Source organism: Flavobacterium aeripolare, from assembly GCF_013294025.1.
Taxonomy (GTDB): Bacteria; Bacteroidota; Bacteroidia; order Flavobacteriales; family Flavobacteriaceae; genus Flavobacterium.
The window spans coordinates 419,766-443,485 of the sequence record NZ_JABSNL010000001.1 but is presented as its reverse complement, the minus strand read 5'-3'; the positions used below and the strand labels follow the sequence as shown (position 1 = coordinate 443,485).

Annotated in this window: 9 protein-coding genes; 6 read left to right on the top strand and 3 right to left on the bottom strand. The window is 37.4% G+C overall.

Annotated features, from left to right (window positions below; all coding sequences use genetic code 11):
• Window positions 1-295: 295 nt before the first annotated feature.
• Genes HNQ00_RS01865 through HNQ00_RS01855 form a run of 3 tightly spaced genes read left to right on the top strand, consistent with a single transcriptional unit; the run spans window position 296 to window position 1,075 of the window.
• The gene (locus HNQ00_RS01865) at window positions 296-448 is read left to right on the top strand and encodes a hypothetical protein (protein WP_173836527.1); all 153 of its coding nucleotides are present in this window, start codon (window positions 296-298) and stop codon (window positions 446-448) included.
• A gap of 10 nt (window positions 449-458) precedes the next feature.
• Complete coding sequence (locus HNQ00_RS01860; RefSeq protein ID WP_173836525.1) at window positions 459-689, top strand: hypothetical protein; 231 nt, start codon at window positions 459-461, stop codon at window positions 687-689.
• A gap of 11 nt (window positions 690-700) precedes the next feature.
• Window positions 701-1,075, top strand: a complete 375-nt coding sequence (locus HNQ00_RS01855; RefSeq protein WP_173836523.1) for a YchJ family protein — start codon at window positions 701-703, stop codon at window positions 1,073-1,075.
• Between the two features lie 117 nt (window positions 1,076-1,192).
• On the opposite strand, the gene HNQ00_RS01850 is transcribed toward HNQ00_RS01855, so the two are convergent.
• The gene (locus HNQ00_RS01850; protein WP_173836521.1) at window positions 1,193-2,428 is read right to left on the bottom strand and encodes an ATP-binding cassette domain-containing protein; all 1,236 of its coding nucleotides are present in this window, start codon (window positions 2,426-2,428) and stop codon (window positions 1,193-1,195) included.
• 142 nt (window positions 2,429-2,570) lie between these two features.
• Here HNQ00_RS01850 and HNQ00_RS01845 point away from each other — a divergent pair, with 142 nt between their 5' ends.
• From HNQ00_RS01845 to HNQ00_RS01835, 3 genes are all read left to right on the top strand, one after another.
• Window positions 2,571-3,689: a vWA domain-containing protein gene (locus HNQ00_RS01845; protein WP_173836519.1), complete on the top strand. Its 1,119-nt coding sequence runs from the start codon at window positions 2,571-2,573 to the stop codon at window positions 3,687-3,689.
• A gap of 100 nt (window positions 3,690-3,789) precedes the next feature.
• The gene (locus HNQ00_RS01840; RefSeq protein ID WP_173836517.1) at window positions 3,790-5,253 is read left to right on the top strand and encodes a MoxR family ATPase; all 1,464 of its coding nucleotides are present in this window, start codon (window positions 3,790-3,792) and stop codon (window positions 5,251-5,253) included.
• A 73-nt stretch (window positions 5,254-5,326) separates the two neighbouring features.
• Complete coding sequence (locus HNQ00_RS01835) at window positions 5,327-6,001, top strand: 2OG-Fe(II) oxygenase (protein ID WP_254598419.1); 675 nt, start codon at window positions 5,327-5,329, stop codon at window positions 5,999-6,001.
• 24 nt (window positions 6,002-6,025) lie between these two features.
• On the opposite strand, the gene HNQ00_RS01830 is transcribed toward HNQ00_RS01835, so the two are convergent.
• Together HNQ00_RS01830 and HNQ00_RS01825 are read right to left on the bottom strand one after the other, a co-directional pair.
• Entirely contained in the window at window positions 6,026-6,739 is a 714-nt protein-coding gene (locus tag HNQ00_RS01830; protein WP_173836515.1) for a GYF domain-containing protein, read from the bottom strand.
• A 342-nt stretch (window positions 6,740-7,081) separates the two neighbouring features.
• Window positions 7,082-23,566 carry an HYR-like domain-containing protein gene (locus HNQ00_RS01825; protein WP_217425238.1) on the bottom strand — a complete coding sequence of 5,495 codons (16,485 nt, stop codon included), beginning with the start codon at window positions 23,564-23,566 and terminating at the stop codon, window positions 7,082-7,084.
• Between the last annotated feature and the right edge of the window lie 154 nt (window positions 23,567-23,720).

The window sequence follows — 23,720 nt, the reverse complement described above, 5'->3', positions numbered from 1 at the left end:
GTTTTAATGCGGTTTTGCTTACTTAAAAGTAACCAAATGATTTAACATAGCAACTTATTTTGCTTTAAAGTTGCTAAATTGAGTAATTATTTACATTTTTTTAATTTATTTTCAGCTATTGTTATTAATTAAGGTGTAAATAATGTAAAACTGTTAAGCTACAGCTATTTGTCTACTCTTGTTCTTTTTTGTTACTATTGTTGTTTAAAAAAAAACGAACTTTGCAGTAAATAAAACAAACTTGATTATTATGAAAGAATAGCTGAGTTTAAATGGTAATTAAAATAAGAGAACTATGAGTAGAAATAACGATAGAAATATCAAGAAACATAATGACAAGCTACACAAAGCTCAAGATAAAGCTAAATTAGCGAAAACAACAAGAGCCGAAAAATTAAAAGAGATCACAAAAAAATTTAATGAAGCTAAAGCTTCTGGTGAAATTTAGATTATAATATATGGAAGAGAATAAATACGTTTCTTTAAAACAAAATGTGCAAGAGATTATTGATTTAATTGTTGCTAAGGATGCAGATGAAGCAAACGATAGATTGATTGAGGTAAGCGAGCAATTAGACGATTTACTAGATTTTTCAGATGATGATGACGACTTGATTGAGATTAGTAAGTATCAAGTGCTATTAAATCAATTGCAACAAAAAATCATTGCTTTGAGAAGCGCAACTTAATTTTTAATTAGATGACACATTGTTATTGTGGTTCTCATTTAACATTTGATAAATGTTGTGCTCCTTACTTGAATGGCACTGCAAAACCTGCAACTGCCGAAGCTTTAATGCGATCACGATACGCTGCTTTTGCCACTAATAACGCCAAATATCTTGTTGCTACAACTCATTTTTCAACTAGAAAGCACCATAAGCTTGAAGATATTCAAGATTGGGCTTTGAGCAACCAGTGGATTAAATTGCTAGTGGTCAATGCCACTGTGAACACCGTTACTTTTAAGGCTTTTTATATTGATAGTGAAGGACAATCTCAAGTACATCACGAACATTCTATTTTTAAACTAGAGGAAGGAAATTGGTTCTACGTCGATGGGGACTTTTATTAAAGCCAACTTCTTGTTTTGTATTTGTTTTTTTTGCGTGAGTGATTGCAACGGAAATCCTTCCCAATTTTCTGGGGAGATTGAGAGTGTAAAGCACGACCCTTGTGGTCACGCCCAAACTTAATTTATTGTAGCAGTAGAGCCAGCAGGACTAGGTACTAATTCTATGAATTTCTTGGGATGGATAGTCGCTTCTTTTCGATGGGAAACATATAAAATTGTTATGGCGGTTTGTGTCGATAAAAGCATTATCAAGCTGCTTACTAATGCCACATTTGAATCATCTAATCCCTCTAATGCTTCATCTAGAATCAATAATGGGGGGTGTTTTAATACGGCTCTAATAATTAATGCTATACGTTGCTGGCCTACTGATAGATTGCGAAATAAGGTATTTTTATGATGGGTCATTGCAACAACTTCTAACCATTGCGTAACTGCTTTTTTCTGTAGGTCTGTAGGTTTTACATAAAGTCCGATAGAATCAAAAAAACCGGATAGAATCATGTTTTCTAAGCTATCGTTTTTTTGAAATAAATCGGTCATTGCGGTAGAAAAATAGCCAATGTTTTTCTTGATGTCCCAGATCGATTCACCACTTCCTTTCTTGAACCCAAATAAATGTAAATCTTGGTCGTAACCTTTTGTGTTTTCTCCTGTAATTAACGATAATAGGGTGCTCTTTCCAGAACCATTTGGGCCATGTAAATGCCAAAAGTCTCCTTTTTCAATCGTCCAATTGATATTTTTTAAAATACCTTTTTCTAAATAGCTAACGTTTAGATTCTTCATTTCTATTAAAACATCTAGATCTAAATGTACTCCTTCAATTGGAAGCGGAATAACAGGATTAGTCTGTGAATTTAGATAGGTGGTGTCAATTTCAAAGGGATGAAAACTAAAAGAATTGTCTTTAATAACTGCCTTAGTAGTTACAAATGAAAAGAGATCTACTTGTCTATTTACAATAATAATCAAAGGAATTTTTTTCGAAATCTCTTCTAATTGCAGTGCTATTGCCGCTCTAGAACTAATATCTAAATGATCAAGAGGGTTATCAAGAATCATGAAATCAGGAAATTGATTGATACAATATTCTAGATATACTTTTTTACGCTCACCAGAGGAGAATGTTCTTAATTTTCGTCCTTTTTGTATAGGGGAGTTCGTTACATCATCTTCGTAATACTCCTTGTTGATATATGCTTCTATGGCAATATCAGAGAATAATACACCTTTCTTATTTTTATAACTTTGTAATTCAGTGATGGTGTTTTCAGTTAATATGGTTTCAATAAAAGTCTTTTTATCAACCTGATTGGAAAGTATAATTCCCCAATGTTCTAAATCGTGCATTTCTTAAATTTTGGAAATATAAATTTAAGAATAATTGTTTGATATAGCTGACTAAAATACGCACAAAAAAGTAAAATCTTTTTAACTAAAAATTAATAATCGTTTGTTTCATGAATATTATAAATGATGTAATTTTAAAGTTATGAAAAATGATAATAAAAAAGGATTTTATTTCAAGCAATACGAAGCGCCAAGTCAGTCTCCGTTTGATAAACTCTTTGGTATTTTCAAAGAATTAATCACGCATACTTCAGGAGATTTTGATGAAGCCATTGAATGGTTGCGGGAATTAGATGTAGAGTACAAACTCACCGATGAACACTATACAATTGATGATTTTATAGAAGATTTAAAGAAGAAAGGGTATATAAGAGACGAAGTTAAAGACGACGGTACATCTGGACTGGGTATAACTGCTAAGACAGAAAGAGCGATACGTCAACAAGCTTTAGACCAAATTTTTGGTAATTTAAAACGTACGAGCAGTGGGAACCATAAAACCAAGCATTCTGGTACTGGTGATGAGCATACAGGTGAGTTTAGAGAATTCCATTTTGGGGACGGATTAGAAAGTATTTCGTTAACAGAGAGCTTAAGAAATGCCCAAATAAACAACGGTGTAGCTGATTTTATGCTGACCGAAAATGACCTAGTTGTCGAAGATACACAGCATAAATCCCAAATGAGTACCGTGTTGATGATTGATATAAGTCACAGTATGATTTTGTATGGTGAAGATAGAATTACTCCTGCAAAAAAAGTGGCTATGGCTCTTGCTGAGTTGATCACGACGCGGTACCCTAAAGACACATTAGATATATTGGTTTTTGGTAATGATGCCTGGCCAATTGCTATCAAAGATTTACCGTATTTAAAAGTGGGACCGTTTCACACTAATACAGTTGCAGGATTACAGCTAGCGATGGACATGTTGCGTAGAAAACGAAATACCAACAAGCAAATCTTTATGATTACTGATGGTAAACCAAGTTGTATTAGAGAGCGCGACGGATCGTACTACATGAACAGTAATGGTCTTGATGAATACATTGTAGATAAATGCTACAACCAAGCTCAGCAAGCTAGAAAACTGCACATACCAATTACTACTTTTATGATTGCAAATGATCCTTACCTTCAAAAATTTGTAAATAAATTTACTGAGGCCAATCAAGGAAAGGCATTTTATACCGGACTTAAAGGTTTAGGCGAAATGATTTTTGAAGATTATGAAACAAATCGTAAAAAGAAAATCAAGTAAATTTTACACTATTTAGATAGCCATCGTAAAAGTGCTACTTAACAAAATAAGAATTAAGCTGAGTAATCAATTTGTGAAACTCAACTTTTAAACAAGAAAAATGAAAATAGAAAACATACATACATTAGGAGACTTAAAAGCAGCGGGATATAAAAGTATTTCGATTAAAGAAGAGCTAAGAAATAATTTAAGAGAAAAAATTAAGTCAGGAAAACCCGCTTTTGAAGGGGTTCATGGATTTGAGGATACCGTTATACCAGAGTTAGAAAGAGCGATTTTATCACGTCATAATATCAATTTATTAGGTCTTCGTGGTCAAGCCAAAACGAGACTTGCACGTAAAATGACCGAGTTGTTAGATGAGTACATTCCGTTTGTGACGGGATCAGAAATTAATGACGACCCGTTTAACCCGATATCTCGTTTTTCTAAAGATATTATTGCAGCAGAAGGAGACAATACACCAATCTCGTGGTTGCATAGAAGCGAACGTTTCTACGAAAAATTAGCAACCCCAGATGTTACCGTAGCCGATCTAATTGGAGATATTGACCCTATTAAAGCTGCCAATTTAAAATTGTCTTATGCAGATGATAGAGTAATTCATTTTGGAATGATTCCGCGTGCCAATCGTTGCATTTTTGTTATCAATGAATTACCTGATTTACAAGCTCGTATACAAGTAGCATTGTTTAATATATTGCAGGAAGGAGACATCCAGATTAGAGGTTTTAAATTAAGAATGCCTTTAGATATGCAATTTGTATTTACTGCAAACCCTGAAGATTATACAAATCGTGGAAGTATTGTAACGCCATTGAAAGATAGAATAGGTTCACAAATTTTGACGCACTATCCAGAAAGTATTAAAATTGCACGTACAATTACAGAGCAAGAAGCTAAACTAGATCAATCGCAAACAGAGACTGTTTATGTGCCTTCTCTTGCTAAAGATTTATTAGAACAAATTAGTTTTGAAGCTCGAGATAGCGAATATATTGATAATAAAAGTGGCGTAAGTGCGAGAATGAGTATTACTGCTTATGAAAACTTACTAAGTACTGCAGAACGTAGAGCACTACTTTCAGGAGCAGATAAAACTAGTTTACGTCTGTCTGATTTTATGGGTATTATTCCTGCTATTACTGGTAAGGTAGAATTAGTTTATGAAGGAGAGCAGGAGGGAGCTGCTGCAGTGGCTCAAAGTTTATTAGGATCAGCTATTCATACTTTTTTCCCAGCCTATTTCCCTAAAATTGAAAAATTAGAAAAACCAGATGCAAAAACGGCTTACACTGATTTGATCGAATGGTTCTTTGCTGAAAGCGGATTTGAATTATTGGACGATGCTACAGATGAAGAGTACAGTCGCATCTTGAATACAATCGTTCCTCTAGAAATATTGATTAAAAAATACCAACCGGAGTTAGTCGAGGAAGACAAATTGTTTATGAAAGAATTTATTTTATGGGCATTAGTCGAAAACAACAAATTAAGCAAGGACCGTATTACAAAAGGTTACCAGTTTAAAGATATCTACGGAAGCTATATTAGTAAATTATAGTAAAGCATTTATTAGTAAAAAAAGCACTTAGGAAATTCTTCTAAGTGCTTTTTTTTTTGTTCAGATTGTATGGATGGATGTAATAAGTGTAGTGATTTATACTACCTTACAAAGGTTGGCCGTCTTTGCGGCTGCGTACACTCCCATGGAAAATAGCTTTGAGGCTTTGATTACTACTTTTATCGATAGTAGAGTAGGTATATCTGAAAATTTCTTGACTACAGAACTTTCAAATAATTTAAGACAAAATATTTTAAATCTACAAAGTAAGGATTTATTTAAAGCAGCTGGAATAGGCAATGCTGATAAAATTGCTTATGATAGTGAGATTCGTAGTGACTCAATTTACTGGTTAGATAAAAAGCACAACGATCCATTTGAGAATCAATTTTTTGAACAAATGGAAGCTTTCATTTTATACCTGAACGAAAGCTGTTATGCAGGTATTACAGACTATGAATTTCACTACGCACTTTATGAAGAGGGTGATTTTTACTTGCAACATTTAGATCAGTTTAAATCTAATCCCTCAAGAAAATATTCTATTATTAGTTACTTAAATCCAGACTGGCAAGAAAGTGATGGGGGCGAACTAATGATTCATCAAAACGGAGTGGATCAATTTATAAGTCCTAATGCGGGCAAAACCGTCTTTTTTCAAAGCAATGAATTGCTTCATGAAGTGCTATTAACTAACAAAACCCGCATGAGTATTACGGGTTGGTTAAAGTGCGATAGTATTTTATAAAAGCGCAATATTACATTTTATAGTTTAATGAATGGTTTCGAGCTCAAGATAGAGTCGGTTCAATTCATTATCTAGGTTGTCTATTGACTTTATTTTTGTTTCGATTTCGATTTGGGCAGCATCAATTTGGTCTTGCTTGCGTTCTTCATTACGAAGCAATCTAAACTTTTCAGCGTTTTGTAAATCTTCTTTAAGTAGTGCCAAATCTTGTTTACTTTGAACTAGTAATTGTTTTACCTCTTCAATTCTAGAGGTGATGGTGTCTTTTCTAAATTTGGCGTTGTTCTCAGATACTATTCTCTTTTGGATTTCTTGTTGTATGCGGTCTTGGTTTGCTTCTTTTTGCTGAATTTCAACTTGAACGTTCCCATACTGTGTTTCTTTATTTCGCTCGTCTAAGATGGCTTGTTTTGATTGCTGAAGGTATTTTAAAACCCCAACACCTACAAAAATTATGGCTAGCAATACAACTAAGTAAAAATAACTCTTTTTTAAACCAAGTACAGTCGCTTTTTTACTTGCTGGAATTTCTTCCATGTAGCCACTTTTTTTTATGGGAATATCGACAACTGGGCTGTGAAAAAGTGCTTGTAATTCTGGAAACGTGTGGGCAGGTTGCCACTTTTCCATTCCTTTAGTCCATACTAAAGTTTCTTTTAAAATAGGCTGTGATTTTAATTCTTCGAGTGTGAAAGGGCCTTCATTCTCACCTCCGTTATTGCTGTAATATGTCTTCATTTTTATGATGCTAAAGTAGGTGTTTACCTGTAGTCTAAGGTTACAAAAATAACATTCTTCTAGCTTATATTAATGATTATATACTTTAAAATGATTATTTATTACATGGATGAGTATGATGAGTGCACCGAGTTCTAGCCCTAACTGAAGCGGAATTCCTTTTCTATAGAAATGTATTTTATCTTGACGTAAAAGAGCGACTGTAAGAAGCTCCTTTTATGGCTTAGAATAAAACATTTTTAAAGAAAAGAATGCAGTGAAAGCTAGGATTAGCTCCTTCATAAAAATAAAAAAAGGGCTATCCAAAATATTCTGGATAGCCCTAATTACTTACTCTAATTATTATTGCTGTTGCAAGAATAGATACCCTGCTTTTCTCTTAAGATTACTACCTGATTTATATTTAATCACGTAGAAGTAGGTTCCTGATGGAAGTTTATCATCTTTAGAAATGGTTACCCTACCTTCAGAGTACCCTCTAAAGTAGTTGTTTCTTGTTCCATATCCTTTAGTCTCGTAAACCAGCACACCCCAACGGTTGTAAATTTCAACTGTGTTTTCAGGGAATTCAAAGATTCTTCCTAATACAAGTACATCATTTTTACCATCAGAATTAGACGAAACGTAATTGTATACTTCAATCTCATCATCTGGTATGTTAGGGTTAAAGTTCCCTACCTCTAGATAGTCAGGGATTCCGTTTGCGTTAGCATCTATAGCATCGTTCGGGTTTCCGTCACCGTTAGGATCTGCACCTTCTTTTCTAGTTGAAATTCCGTCACCATCATCATCTGTATCTAAATAGTCAGGAATTCCATCATTATCAGTATCATCAGGTCCGTTTCCGTCACCATTAGGATCTAATTCATAGATGGTAAATACGCCATCATTATCATCGTCAGTATCGCGATAATCAGGTTGGTCTGTTAGGTCAGTATTGTTAGTATCTAAACTACCATTTCTAAGTCCGTTATTCACCACAAAACCATCTAGGGTGTTACTACCTTCAAAACTATCATCTAATCCATCATGATCAGCATCATTTCCTGAAAGGAACAAATCAGGGATTCCATCATGATTTTTATCAAATGCTTCAATGGTATCTGTAACGCCGTCATTATCTGAGTCATCATCTAGGTAATCTGGTAAATCAGTACCATCAGTATTTACAGGAGTAATCCCCAGTGTAGTTCCCGTCTCGTAGGCATCATCAAGACCGTTTAGATTGGCATCGATTCCAGTAGGAGCGATGTACGTTTCTGTAGCTTGTCCTTCTACGTTATCAGGAATTCCGTCATTATCAGCATCAATGTCTAGGCTATCGATAAATCCGTCTGCATCGCTATCGACAGTACCTTCAACAGTATCTAGTATACCGTCGTTATCATCGTCAATATCTATGATGTCAGCAACACCATCGCTATCTGTATCTAGGTAACTAGTAGTAGGATCTTCAAAATCTCCATCGCCATCAATATCTACATTTGTTGCGTCATTTGTGTCATCAGAATCCTCTGTAACTACAACCCCTGAAGATGGAATCATTCCGGTTACTGTTGCACTATTGTCGACAAAACCTAAGAGTAAATCATCTGCAGTTACAATATGTTGCGCAGTTGCTATAAATACTGCACCAGGGCTCAAGGTATTTTTTGTATTTGTACTTGTGAAAGTTGCATTGTTATCTTGTATAACGACATTTAATAAGCTTACTGTTCCAGTGTTTTTAACTGTTATAGTATAGGTTAGAATATCACCCAGATTTGTAAATCGAGGAGTAGCTGTTACCTTAGTCAGGTCCATTGTCGCTGTTTGCGGAATGGCAGTTACTGTCGCATCATCTGGATTTCCGTTTCCGTTAGCATCTACATTAGCTAGATTGTTAGGGTCATCAGATAAATCGCTTACAGGGTTTCCTTTAGGATCTACAGCATTTGCCGTGGCAGAGTTTGTTACGCTACCCGCATCTAAGTCACTTTGTGTGATCGTATGTAAGGCAGTAAGTAACACTTTTTGTCCTGGTTCTAATTTTACAAAGTTAGCAGGTAGTACACTTGCAACATCTGCATTAGGATCTACCACTGCTACATTAGTAAGCGTAACATTTCCTGTATTTGTTAGTACTAGGTTGTAAAGAATAACTTCACCTACTTCGTCCCATAAACCATCAGGAGCTATTGTTGCTGTTTTTGTAAGAGCTAGAACTGGTTTTTGTACTAATGCCGTTACGGTTACATCATCAGGGTCACCATCAGCATTTGCATCCGTATTTGTAGGGTTAGTAGGGTCATCAGAGATATCTGAAACCGTGTTGCCTAATTTATCGGTACTTTTTACAGTTGCTGAGTTGCTTACCAATCCTGCATTTAAGTCGGCTTGCGTAATAGTGTGAGTAGCCGCTACAGTTGCAGATTGCCCTGGAGCTAGTACCGTTGTTGTTTGCGGCACAATGCTACCACTATCTGCATTAGCATCTGTAACAGTCACTGCTGTTAATGTAGTGCTACCGGTATTTGTAACAACAATAGTATACACCACTTTCTCACCTAAAGTATCATAGGCACCATCTGCAGCTATTACGGCTGTTTTTGTAATGCTTATTTTACCTTGTACAGGGAACGAAGTCACTGTAGGATCGTCAGGATTTCCGTTGTTGTTATCATCAACGTTTGCAGTATTTGCAGGATCATCAGAAGTATCTTTAACCGTATTTCCTTTAGGATCTTGACCAGCGACAGTAGCTGAATTGGTTACTTGTCCAGCGTCTAGATCTGCTTGAGTAATGGTGTAAAGAGCCGTAAAAGTAGTAGCGTCTTTTTGGCTTGGAGCCAAATTGATTGCTGTTCCCGTTACTGTTACTAATGGATCAGTGATTACAATAGCATTAATCGAAAGATTTCCTGTGTTGGTCACTTCAAATGCGTAGCTAATTGTTTCATTTACATCTGCAAAACCATTTGCATTTAAGTCATTAAAAGTACCAATTTTAGTTAACGATAAAGATGCTTTACCTGTAAGAGCACTCACAGTAGGATCATCTGGATCACCATCTCCATTTAAGTCGATATCATTAGGATTGTCTGGATCATCAGAGAAATCACTTACATCAGTTACGGCTGTTCCGTCACGATCTTGACCAGCAGCAATAGCAGAGTTAGAAATTGAACCTGAATCAATGTCAGACTGTTTAATGGTATAAACAGCAGTAAAAGTTACATCATCAATTTGTCCAGGACTTAAATCGATAGGACCTCCTATAACAGGAACTATTGGGTCAGTAATTTTAACATCAAATACAGTTACGTTACCGTTATTACGGATGTCAAATTTGTAATTGATTGTTTCATTTGCTTGGGGTAATCCATCTCCATTTTCGTCATTAAATGTTGCTGTTTTAAATAAAGACAACTGCGATTCTCTAGCTAGAGTAGTGGTGGTGTCATCATTTTTAGCAGACGTTGTTGGGTCATCTGATTTGTCAGAAACGGTGTTGCCCATTGGATCTTTACCAGAAGCAGTAGCCGTATTAATTACATAACCTAAATCTACATCCTCTTGTGTTAAAACATAAACAGCTTGAAAAGTTGTTGTGTTTCTTGCCTTAGGCAGTAGCGTAATAGGTCCTCCAGTTACAGTTACAAGTGCATCAGCTACTGTTATTCCAGAGATTGTTACGTTACCACTGTTAGTTACATCAAAGTGATATTTAATCGTTTCACCTGCTTGCGCAAGTCCATCACTATTGGCATCTATAAAAGTACCTGTTTTAGTAATAGTCAATTGTGGGTTAGTAGCTAATGGTGTTACCGTTGTATCATCTGGTTCCCCATCTCCATTAACGTCATTATTTGTGGCGTTAGTAGGATCATCTGAAGTGTCTGATACTGTATTTCCTTTAGGATCTTTAGCATTCACAGTAGCAGAATTTTCAATAGCTCCAGCATTAATGTTTGCTTGAGTAATGGTATATGTTGCATAGAATGTTGTGCTGTTAATCTGTCCAGGTACCAGTGAAATAGGACCACCGTTAACAGTTACTAATGGATCTGTAATACGCACATTAGAAAGCGAAACATTTCCAGTATTAGTTACTTTGAAATTGTACGTGATTGTCTCGTTCAATTGTGGTAATCCATCATTATTTTCATCGTTAAAAGTAGCTGTTTTTTCTAGTGACAACGATGGTTTTTGTGTAACAAGAGTGAGAGTTGCATCATCTGGATCACCATCTGCATTTGCATCATCATCGTTCGTATTGTTTGGATCATCAGAGATATCCGTAACGTTATTTCCAAAAGGATCTTTTGATGTTACTGACGCGCTATTTGTCACTCCTCCCGAATTGATATCTGCAAGTGTTAAAGTGTGTTTAGCATTTACAACGGCGCTAGCTCCTGGTGCAATTGTAGCAATTACAGCAGGAAGTATGCTTGCAGTATCTGCATTAGCATCAGTTACAATTACGTTTGTAAGGGTGATATTCCCTGTATTAGTCACTGTCAATTTGTAATTGATAGCTTCCCCTACAGTATCATAAGCTCCATCTGCTGGTGCTAAAGCTACTTTAATTAAGCTAATAATTCCTTTTCCTGGAAGAGGAGTTACTGTAGCATCATCAGGCTCACCGTTTCCATTGGTATCTTGATTGGTACCATTGTTAGGATCATCAGATGTGTCTTTAACAATAGTCCCGTTCGGACTCACACCAGACGCGATTGCAGTATTAGTTACTTTACCAGCATCAAGATCACTTTGTTTGATCGTGTATATTGCAGTAAAAGTAGTAGTATCATTTTGAGTAGGATTCAAGGTTATTGGACCACCACTTATAGTTACTAATGCATCTGTTATAGTAATGTTGCTAAGCGTTACGTTTCCAATGTTTTTAACATCAAATGTGTATGTTATTTGTTCGCCTACTTGTGCAATTCCATCTGCATTTCGATCATTGAAAACGCCCGTTTTACTAACTGATAACTTCGGGTTCGCTTTTAACTTAGTAACCGTTTTATCATCAGGGTGTCCATCACCATTAGTATCAACATTACTAGAATTAGTAGGATCATCAGATAGGGCTGTAACCACATCTCCGTTAGGATCTTTTGCTGTAGCTGTCGCACTATTTATAACAGTCCCCACATTGATGTCATTTAAGGTTAGTGTGTACGAACCTTTGAAAGTGACAACATCTAATTTGTTAGGAAGTAAAGTGACAGGACCTCCAGAAATAGTAATCAACGGATCTGAGATTTTAATGTCATTTAAGGTTACATTTCCATTGTTTTTCACATTGAATATATAATCAATTGTTTCACCTACCTCAGGGAAACCATTACCATTTTCATCTTTAAATACCGATGTTTTCAACAAGGTCATCTGAGCATCTTGAGTCAGTTTTGTCACAGTAGCATCGTTATCAGCTATAGTTGAAGGATCATCAGATGCATCTGTAACAGTGCTGCCATTAGGAGCTTTCCCAGAAGCTGTTGCCGTATTTACAACGGTTCCGTTATTTACATCAGCTTGCAATAAAGTATATACAGCAGTAAAAGTGCTACTGTTAGTTTGACCTGGGATTAATACAATAGGTCCTCCGCTAACAGCGGTTAATGGATCGCTAATTGTAATGCCGCTCATTGTTACATTTCCAGTGTTAGTCACGTCAAATGTATATTCGATTTGCTCACCAGCTTGGGCTAATCCATCGCCATTAGCGTCAATAAACACACCAGTTTTTTTCAATGTTAATTCAGGTTTAGATACTATTGTAAAAATAGTGCTGTCATCTGGATTTCCATTTCCATTGATATCTGCATTTGTGCTGTCTTTAGGATCATCAGAGATGTCACTAATTTCATTTCCTTTTGGATCTACCGCAGTTACAATTGCTGAATTAGTCAAACTACCTGCATCAATCACTCCTTGGGTTAAGGTGTACGTTCCAAAGAAAGTAGTAGCATCTGTTGCTGTTGGAGCTAAATTAATAGGTCCTCCATTTACAGTAATTAAAGGATCTGTTATTTGGATTCCTGTCAGGTTAACATTTCCAGTATTAGTCACTTTAAAACGGTAAGTAATTGTCTCATTAAGTTGAGTTATACCATCACCATTTTCATCGTTAAATAGGAATGTTTTCTCTAAAGCAATTACTGGTTTTTGTACTATAATTGTTCTTGTAGCATCATTTGCAGCGGCGGTAGTAGGATCATCAGAGCTATCTGTTACGGTAGTGCCACAAGGGTCAAAAGCCGTTCCTGTAGCAGAGTTATCTACAAAGCCAGCGTCTAAATCAGCTTGAGTAATTGTGTGTGAAGCTGTAAATACAACACTGGTAAAGGCTGCAACCGTAGGAACTGTAAGCGGACTAATGCTATTAGCATCTGCGTTTACATCCGTCACTGACAAATTGTTCAGTGCTACTTCGTTCGGATTTTCAACTGTAATTTGGTAATTAATAACCTCTCCAAGACTATCATAAGCACCATCTGTTGCAGCTAGAGTAGTTTTAGTAACTACTAATTTAGCTTCAGGACTTACGGTAACCGTGTAGGTGTATTCGGCACCTGTACATCCTTTTGTAGACTCGGGTGTAATTTTGTAAATTACAGTTTGAACAACTCCCGTAGTATTTATCAATGTGTCTGTAATTGTAGTGCTACTACTAACAGTAGTTGTTGCACCACTTACATTAGGATTATTTACAGCCGTCCACTTAAAGTTTGCTCCTGTAACGTTAACATCAGCATTTAAATCATGGTTCAAAGGAATGTTGCTACAGATAGTTGCTGTAGGCATTATTGCTACAAAAGGTTCAGGGTTCACAGTAACTGTGATATCAAATGTAGGACCTTCACATCCTTTATTGTTGAAAGGAGTTATAGTGTATTTTACAGTGTGAACAACTCCTGTTTTATTAACTAAAATGTCATTTAATATCGTTCCGCTGCTATTGTTTTCTCCAGTTACATTAGGGTTGTCAATTGCAGACCATTGAAAAGTTGGGTTGACCAATGGCGTTACCGTTTTTAAATCATAGTTTAACGGAACACTACTACATGAGATTCTGTTTTTATTCGAAATAACCAATGTTGAAGTCACGTCGATTTGGTAAGTATAAACATAAACGTCACTATTTCCGGCACAGTCAGTGTAGGTGAATGTATATATTTTAGTTCCATCACATACAGGACTCGCATTTTCAGTAACAACTGGAATGATTGCTTTACCGCAATTATCGATAACGGTAGGAGTGGTAGGCTGAATAGCTTTTGAAATATCATTTACTGTCGAACCAGCATTAGCTGGAACAACTGGTTTTGTAGTCAAGTCGATCGTGTAAGTATAGGTATAAACCGAAACATTCGAAGCACAATCAGTGTACGTATAGGTGTATACTTTCGTTCCCTCACAAACAGGATCAACCGAAGCTGTGATCACTGGCGTAAGTGCGTTTCCACATTTATCAGTAACTGCTGGAGCAGCTGGTTGAATGGCATTAGCCAAACATTCTACTGTCGAACCAGCATTAGCTGGAACAACTGGTTTGGTAGTCAAGTTGATCGTGTAGGTATAGGTATAAATCGAAACATTAGAAGCGCAGTCAGTATAAGTATAGGTATACACTTTAGTTCCTTCACAAACAGGATCAGCCGAAGCAGTGATTACTGGCGTAAGTGCGTTTCCACATTTATCAGTAACTGCTGGAGCAGCTAGTTGAACGGCATTAGCAAGACACTCTACTGTCGAACCAGTATTAGCCGGAACTACTGGTTTTGTAGTCAAGTCAATTGTGTAAGTATAGGTATAAATCGAAACATTAGAAGCACAGTCAGTATAAGTATAGGTATACACTTTCGTTCCTTCACAAGCTGGATCTGCCGAAGCCGTAATTACCGGTGTAAGTGCGTTTCCACATTTATCAGTCACAACTGGCGTAGCTGGTTCCACAGCATCAGCAAGACATTCCACAGTTAAACCAGCATTAGCCGGAACAACTGGTTTTGTAGTCAAGTCAATTGTGTAAGTATAGGTATAAATCGAAACATTAGAAGCGCAGTCAGTATAAGTATAGGTATACACTTTAGTTCCTTCACAAACAGAATCAGCCGAAGCAGTGATCACTGGCGTAAGTGCATTTCCACATTTATCAGTAACTGGTGGAGCAGCTGGTTGTACAGCATTAGCCAAACATTCTACTGTCGAATCAGCATTAGCCGGAACAACTGGTTTTGTAGTCAAGTCAATTGTGTAAGTATAGGTATAAACCGAAACATTAGAAGCACAGTCAGTATATGTATAGGTGTACACTTTAGTTCCTTCACAAGCTGGATCAGCCGAAGCCGTAATTACTGGCGTAAGTGCATTTCCACATTTATCAGTAACTGCTGGAGCAGCTGGTTGAACAGCATCAGCCAAACATTCTACAGTCGAACTTGCGTTAACTGGAATAACTGGTTTTGTTGTCAAGTCAATTGTGTAGGTATAGGTATAAACTGAAACATTAGAAGCACAGTCAGTGTATGTGTAGGTATACACTTTCGTTCCTTCACAAACAGGATTAGCCGAAGTGGTGATTACTGGTGTAAGTGCATTTCCACATTTATCAGTAACTGCTGGAGCAACTGGTTGAACAGCATCAGCCAAACATTCTACAGTCAAACTTGCGTTAGCAGGAACAACTGGTTTAGTAGTCAAGTCGATCGTGTAAGTATAGGTATAAACCGAAACATTCGAAGCACAATCAGTATAAGTATAAGTATACACTTTCGTTCCCTCACAAGCTGGATCTGCCGAAGCAGTGATCACTGGCGTAAGTGCGTTTCCACATTTATCAGTAACTGCTGGAGCAGCTGGTTGAATGGCATTAGCAAGACATTCTACTGTCGAACCAGCATTAGCAGGAACAACTGGTTTTGTAGTCAAGTCAATTGTGTAGGTATAGGTATAAACCGAAACACTAGAAGCACAATCAGTGTATGTATAGGTATACACTTTAGTTCCTTCACAAGCTGGATCTGCCGAAGCCGTGATTACTGGCGTAAGTGCGTTTCCACATTTATCAGTAACTGCTGGAGCAGCTGGTTGAATGGCATTAGCAAGACACTCTACTGTCGAACCAGCATTAGCTGGAACAACTGGTTTTGTAGTCAAGTCAATTGTGTAAGTATAGGTATAAACCGAAACATTAGAAGCACAGTCAGTGTATGTATAGGTATAAACTTTCGTTCCTTCACAAACAGGATCAGCCGAAGCCGTAATTACTGGCGTAAGTTCATTTCCACATTTATCAGTAACTGCTGGAGCGGCTAGTTGAACGGCATTAGCCAAACACTCTACTGTCGAACCAGCATTAGCTGGAACAACTGGTTTTGTAGTCAAGTCAATTGTGTAGGTATAGGTATAAACCGAAACATTAGAAGCACAATCAGTGTATGTATAGGTATACACTTTCGTTCCTTCACAAACAGGATCAGCCGAAGCAGTGATCACTGGTGTAATATTATTTCCACATTTATCAGTCACCACTGGTGCAGCTGGTTGAACAGCATCAGCCAAACATTCTACAGTCGAACCAGCATCAGCAGGAACAACTGGTTTTGTAGTCAAGTCAAGAGTGTAAGTATAGTTATAAACCGAAACATTAGAAGCACAGTCAGTGTATGTATAGGTGTAGACTTTCGTTCCTTCACAAACAGGATCAGCCGAAGCAGTGATCACTGGTGTAATATTACTTCCACATTTATCAGTCACCACTGGTGCAGCTGGTTGAACAGCATCAGCCAAACATTCCACAGTTGAACTTGCGTTAATAGGAACAACTGGTTTAGAAGTCAAGTCAAGAGTGTAAGTATAAGTGTAAACCGAAACATTAGAAGCACAATCAGTGTATGTATAGGTGTACACTTTCGTTCCCTCACAAGCAGGATCAACCGAAGCTGTGATCACTGGCGTAATATTATTTCCACATTTATCAGTCACCACTGGTGCAACTGGTTGAACAGCATCAGCCAAACATTCTACAGTAGAACTTGCATTAGCAGGAACAACTGGTTTAGAGGTTAAGTCAAGTGTATACGTATAAGTGTAAACCGAAACATTCGAAGCACAGTCAGTATAAGTGTAGGTGTACACTTTCGTTCCTTCACAAACAGGATCAGCCGAAGCAGTGATTACTGGCGTAAGTGCATTTCCACATTTATCAGTAACTGCTGGAGCAGCTGGTTGAATGGCATTAGCAAGACATTCTACTGTCGAACCGGCATTAGCCGGAACAACTGGTTTTGTAGTCAAGTCAATTGTGTAGGTATAGGTATAAACCGAAACATTCGAAGCACAGTCAGTATAAGTGTAGGTGTATACTTTAGTTCCTTCACAAGCTGGATCTGCCGAAGCCGTAATTACCGGCGTAAGTGCATTTCTACATTTATCAGTCACCACTGGCGCAGCTGGTTGAACAGCATCAGCCAAACATTCCACAGTCGAACTTGCGTTAACAGGAACATCTGGTTTAGAAGTCAAGTCAAGTGTATAAGTATAGGTATAAACCGAAACATTAGAAGCACAATCAGTGAATGTATAGGTGTAGACTTTAGTTCCTTCACAAGCTGGATCAGCCGAAGCGGTGATTACTGGTGTAAGTGCATTTCCACATTTATCAGTAACTGCTGGAGCAGCTGGTTGAACAGCATCAGCCAAACATTCTACAGTCGAACTTGCGTTAACTGGAATAACTGGTTTTGTTGTCAAGTCAATTGTGTAGGTATAGGTATAAACTGAAACATTAGAAGCACAGTCAGTGTATGTGTAGGTATACACTTTCGTTCCTTCACAAACAGGATTAGCCGAAGTGGTGATTACTGGTGTAAGTGCATTTCCACATTTATCAGTAACTGGCGGAGCAACTGGTTGAACTGCATCCGCAAGACATTCTACAGTCGAATTTGCGTTAGCTGGAACAGTTGGTTTAGTAGTCAAGTCAAGCGTATACGTATAGGTGTAAACCGATACATTAGAAGCACAATCAGTATAGGTATAGGTGTACACTTTAGTTCCTTCACAAACAGGATCAGCCGAAGTTGTAATCACTGGCGTAAGTGCATTTCCACATTTATCAGTAACTGCTGGAGCAGCTGGTTGAACAGCATCAGCCAAACATTCTACAGTCGAACTTGCATTAGCAGGAACAACTGGTTTTGTAGTCAAGTCAATTGTGTAGGTATAGGTATAAACCGAAACATTCGAAGCACAGTCAGTATAAGTATAGGTATACACTTTAGTTCCTTCACAAACAGGATCAACCGAAGCAGTGATTACAGGTATAATATTATTTCCACATTTATCCGTCACCACTGGCGCAGCTAGTTGAACGGCATTAGCAATACATTCCACTGTCGAACCAGCATTAGCTGGAACAACTGGTTTTGTAGTCAAGTCGATCGTGTAGGTATAAGTATGAACCGAAACATTCGAAGCACAATCAGTGTATGTATAGGTATACACTTTAGTTCCTTCACATACAGGATCAACCGAAGCAGTGATTACAGGTATAATATTATTTCCACATTTATCCGTCACCACTGGCGCAGCTGGTTGAATGGCATTAGCAAGACATTCTACTGTCGAACCAGCATTAGCGGGAACAACTGGTTTTGTAGTCAAGTCAATTGTGTAGGTATAGGTATAAACCGAAACATTAGAAGCACAATCAGTGTATGTATAGGTATACACTTTAGTTCCTTCACATACAGGATCAACCGAAGCAGTGATTACAGGTATAATATTATTTCCACATTTATCCGTCACCACTGGCGCAGCTGGTTGAATGGCATTAGCAAGACACTCTACTGTCGAACCAGCATTAGCGGGAACAACTGGTTTTGTAGTCAAGTCAATTGTGTAGGTATAGGTATAAACCGAAACATTCGAAGCACAGTCAGTATAAGTATAGGTATATACTTTAGTTCCTTCACAAACAGGATCAACCGAAGCAGTGATTACAGGTATAATATTATTTCCACATTTATCCGTCACCACTGGCGCAGCTAGTTGAACGGCATTAGCAATACATTCCACTGTCGAACCAGCATTAGCTGGAACAACTGGTTTTGTAGTCAAGTCGATCGTGTAGGTATAGGTATAAACCGAAACATTAGAAGCACAGTCAGTATAGGTATAGGTATACACTTTCGTTCCTTCACAAGCTGGATCTGCCGAAGCAGTGATCACTGGCGTAAGTGCGTTTCCACATTTATCAGTAACTGCTGGAGCAGCTGGTTGAATGGCATTAGCAAGACACTCTACTGTCGAACCAGCATTAGCTGGAACAACTGGTTTTGTAGTCAAGTCAATTGTGTAAGTATAGGTATAAACCGAAACATTAGAAGCACAGTCAGTGTATGTATAGGTATAAACTTTAGTTCCTTCACAAACAGGATCAGCCGAAGCAGTGATCACTGGCGTAAGTGCGTTTCCACATTTATCAGTAACTGCTGGAGCAGCTGGTTGAACAGCGTTAGCAAGACATTCTACAGTCGAACTTGCGTTAACAGGAACAATTGGTTTTGTAGTCAAGTCGATTGTATAGGTATATTTCCAATTCGAAACTAAACCAGAACAATCAGTATAGGTATAATTATAAGTCCTTGTTCCTTCACAAGATAAAGTTGCAGGTGAATCTACTGTAGAAGCTAAAAACGCTGTAATCGTAGTTCCACAAACATCTTTGATTCCAGTTGGAGGAGTTGGAGTAGTAGCGTTAGCGATACACTCTACCGTGCTAGCTCCATTTGCAGGAAGAGTTGCAGGTGCTGTTGTGCGGTCAATAATATATGTGTAGGTATATGTTGAAACATTATTTCCGCAATCCGTATATTTATATGTGTATGTTTTACTTCCTTCACACGTTTGGTCTCCTGTCACACTTGATGTTATTACAGGTGTAACTGAAACTCCTTGATAATCCAAAACTATAGGAGCATCAGGTTCAACTATCTCCGAAGCGCATTGCACGATAATTTCATCATTTTCTGGTACTTCTAATTCAGGGTGAATAGTTACTAAGTATTTATAAGTATCTATTGTTATTCCAGCTGCATTTTTAACCGTAATATTATATTGAACGATTTGATCAAATGTTGATTGATTCGTAGGTGCATCATTAATTACGGAAGTAGTTTTTGCTGTATTTGATATTCCTGTAATTTCGTCATTTGCAACAGCAACCCAAGAAAATGAAGCTCCTGAAAATGGACCATCAGTAGTCAAATCATGGTTTAGCATAGCATTACTACAGATGGTCTCTATAGGATGAACTGTAACTGTTTTTGCAGCGGTAGGATTAGTAAGAGCAACGCTAGTATTTCTAGGTGTTCCAGTCGCAGTTACGGTATTAGTAATATCTTGTTGGTTGTTGATATCATTTTGATTGACCAAATAAGTAGCCGTCCACGTAGCTGTTTGACCAGGTGCCAAAATTTCGATTTTGTTGTTTGAAGTATCATTGTCGGTTCCTGTTGTACTTTGAATAGCAGGCAATGATAAAGTGCCATTAGCAACATGTATTTCACTTATAGAAACATTGTCAATAGTAATATTACCATTATTTGTGACAACGTAGGTATACGTTAGATTCTGTCCCACTGCAACGTTCAATTCATCGTTTACTGTTTTAGTAATTACTAGAGAGGGTTTAGCAGTCAGTAAAGTAATCGTAGGGTCGTCAATTGTATTGTTTGGATTGTCAGGGTCATCAGATAAATCTGTAACACTTCCTAAACCGGGGTCTTGAGCTCCAGCTGTAGCTGTATTTTGTACTTTTCCATTATCTAAATCAATTTGCTTGATAACATGAGTTGCTATAAATGTAGCTGTTTCTCCTGGGTCGATTTCATCTACAAATTTGTCACTAGTGTCACCATCTACGCCTGTAGTAGATTCTAGTATAATCCCTGTTGCATTCGAATCAATAATATTCAGATTCGTTAATGTGACCGTTCCTGTATTTTTTACAAAGATAGTGTAAGTAATAATTTCACCCACAGTATCAAAACTACCATCTGCAGGCGCAGCATCTCTTTTAGTAACTTCAAGTCTACCAATTTCAGGGACAGAAACTACTGTAGCATCATTTTGAGCAGCGGTCGTTGGATCGTCAGATTGGTCTGTAATTGTAGCTCCACCTACTGGTTCAGTACCAGTAACAGTGGCTATGTTCGAAACTTTACCAACATTAAAATCGGCTTGTACAATGGTGTGTTTTGCTGAGAAAACTGCAGATTCTCCAGCCGGTAAGTTTGCTAAAACAGCAGGAAGAATAGTTCCTACATCTGCATTTGGATCGGTTACGGTAATATTATTTAGACTTACATTTCCCGTATTGATAACTCTTATTTCGTAATTAATTTTTTCATCTAAGTTGTCATAAAGGCCATCAGCTGCAGGTTGTGCGATCTTTTCTAAAACTAATTTTCCTTTCTGGATGATAGGTGTGACCGTAGGATCATTAGTTGTGCTAGTTGCATTGGTAGGATCATCGGATACATCTGAAATCACATAACCGTTTGATAGTGTAGCTTTGGCTGTAGCCTGATTTACTACTTGTCCAGCTTCAATATCTGCTTGAGTTACTGTATGGGTTGCAGTAAATGTTGTTGAAGCACCTATTGCCAAAGTCGCTACAGATGATGGTGATATACTTCCTGTATCTGCCTTTGGATCTGTAAGTGTAATGTTGGTCAAGTTAGTATCACCCGTATTTTTGACAACAATGGAATAATTAATAATTTCACCCAAAGTATCATAACTTCCATCAGCTGCTGCTAATGAAGTCTTAGTAACATCAATTTCGCTATTTGTAATATTAATTGGTTCTGTATCATCGTCTACTTGTACATCTGCCTCAGGTATATCTTCGGTATTAGAAACGGTATTGATAACCGTTGAACTAGCAGTGACCTCATTAACTTTTGCAGTAATAAAAATATTAAATACTTCACCGCTGGTCATTGTTCCAATATTCCAATTAGGTGCAGTCCAAGTTCCGTGCACAGCTGTTGCGGATACAAATGAAAGTTCTGCCGGTAGCAAATCGTTTATAACTAGATTGGTTACAGGATTTACACCTAAGCTTTTTACACTCACTTTAAAAATTACGGTGTCACCTTCGAGGACATTACTTTTATCAACTGTTTTAGTCAAAATAATTTCAGGGTCGCAATTATAAGCTGATAATATAGAGGAATCATAAGTACACCCTCCTTTGGTTACTCTTACAAAAAAATCACCTGGAGTTGAAGGGGTATATATGTTAGAAGTAGCACCTGGAATTATAGTATTGTCTTTAAACCATTGGTAGGCATCAAAACTTCCCGATAGCTCTTTTAGATCTGAACCTGGTAAACAGCCACCACCTGTGATTTCTAAATCAACAACAGGTACAGTATCAAAACCAGAAAAATATCCTGCAATACCTGCATTATTATTTACTCCTATAAAACCAACGGCAATAGGACCTGTTGATTGAACGGACACATTCCCTGTTAAGTTGGAGACAAAAAAGGACTTCCAAGGTAATCCCGCAGCATTTGTAGGTGCTGGTAACGCAACGACTCCTGAACCATCAGTAACAGTGATATTACTATTTGGAGTAGAAGTAGAGGCAAGAATTGTAATTCCCCCCGTAAAATTTAAATTTGCTACATCTCTAATATCGGGTATGTTGCTCAAATTATCAGGAAGCAAACAGTTAACAGGAGCAATAAAATTAAGTCCTATAGTTTGTATACCACTAGAACCAGCTAAACATTGATAAGCATATGCTTCCTTTGAAGTAATCACAGTCATATTGGCACCAATATTGCCTGAGGAATAATTGCTTCCTGGAATTTCAAAATATTCCCCATTATTTATTGTTGCAATAGGAGTGGAAGATCCGTTAACAAAAATATCGGTTCCGTTTTGAGTTCCTATGATGATAGGAAATTCAGTTTCATCAGTTCCGTTTCCACGTACGAATACATAATCACGACCTACGATATTCTGAGGAACTGGTTGATCAATAGCAGCATCTCGCGAGCCTGAGCCTGCCCTGATTCCTACATTTAATCCCCCATTACTAATAGCAATATTTTGTGTGGCGCTAATCGAAGCTCCTAACCAACCATCTCTATTGGCTTCTGCTTCGTTTGGTGATGCCTCTAAGACAAAAGACTCTCCTGCATCCAAATTAATAGTTAATATATCATCTGTGATTGCACCTCTAGTATTTCCTTTTCTAAAGACACAATTGGGATCATAACCTTTAATGGTGACCACGGTACCATTAGTAGTAGCCATAATTCCTAAAGTATTGGTCAAAGAAGCATTATTGGCCCTATTCGGAATTCCTCCCCATTTAAATTCTTTACCAAGTGCTTGCCTTCCTTTTGAAGTTAACGAAGTGGCTTGAGCTCCTGATCTTGCACGATAATTCACATAGAATTTTTTTCCACTAGCGGCAACAAATCGCAGTCCACTATTGGTTAATCTCTCTCCTGTATTTACATTTGTTACCAGCGTAATATTGTTATCACCATCTGCTAAATCATATTTTATGGGACTGCCATTAGAAACGGTTAAAGTAGCCACAGCAGTTGTTCCTGTACCTTGAAAAACTTGCACCGTAAAAGGAGTTGCCTCTGGGGTTGATAAATAAAACGCTTGTTGGACAACCGCTTGTCTATCAGAGCTTTGTTTTAACGGCGGTAAATAATGCAAATCACTTAACTGTGAGTAAGCAGTATGCGCAAAAAGGAATAATAGTAGAGTTAGAAAAGAGTATTTCTTTATCATAAATGAGAAATTAATATATTGGCTTTCAGTTTTGGATCTTAAATTTTCCTTAAAATACAAGTAAAATCTCGTTATTTCAAGTTTAATCGACCAAAGGTAGGTATTTTCGGTTGAAATAATTTAACAACACTTTAATAGTTATTGGCTTTTGTTA

Coding starts and splice junctions, on each gene's coding strand:
- HNQ00_RS01865 (WP_173836527.1), top strand. CDS start 296: ATGAGTAGAAATAACGATAGAAATATCAAGAAACATAATGACAAGCTA.
- HNQ00_RS01860 (WP_173836525.1), top strand. CDS start 459: ATGGAAGAGAATAAATACGTTTCTTTAAAACAAAATGTGCAAGAGATT.
- HNQ00_RS01855 (WP_173836523.1), top strand. CDS start 701: ATGACACATTGTTATTGTGGTTCTCATTTAACATTTGATAAATGTTGT.
- HNQ00_RS01850 (WP_173836521.1), bottom strand. CDS start 2,428: ATGCACGATTTAGAACATTGGGGAATTATACTTTCCAATCAGGTTGAT.
- HNQ00_RS01845 (WP_173836519.1), top strand. CDS start 2,571: ATGAAAAATGATAATAAAAAAGGATTTTATTTCAAGCAATACGAAGCG.
- HNQ00_RS01840 (WP_173836517.1), top strand. CDS start 3,790: ATGAAAATAGAAAACATACATACATTAGGAGACTTAAAAGCAGCGGGA.
- HNQ00_RS01835 (WP_254598419.1), top strand. CDS start 5,327: ATGGATGTAATAAGTGTAGTGATTTATACTACCTTACAAAGGTTGGCC.
- HNQ00_RS01830 (WP_173836515.1), bottom strand. CDS start 6,739: ATGAAGACATATTACAGCAATAACGGAGGTGAGAATGAAGGCCCTTTC.
- HNQ00_RS01825 (WP_217425238.1), bottom strand. CDS start 23,566: ATGATAAAGAAATACTCTTTTCTAACTCTACTATTATTCCTTTTTGCG.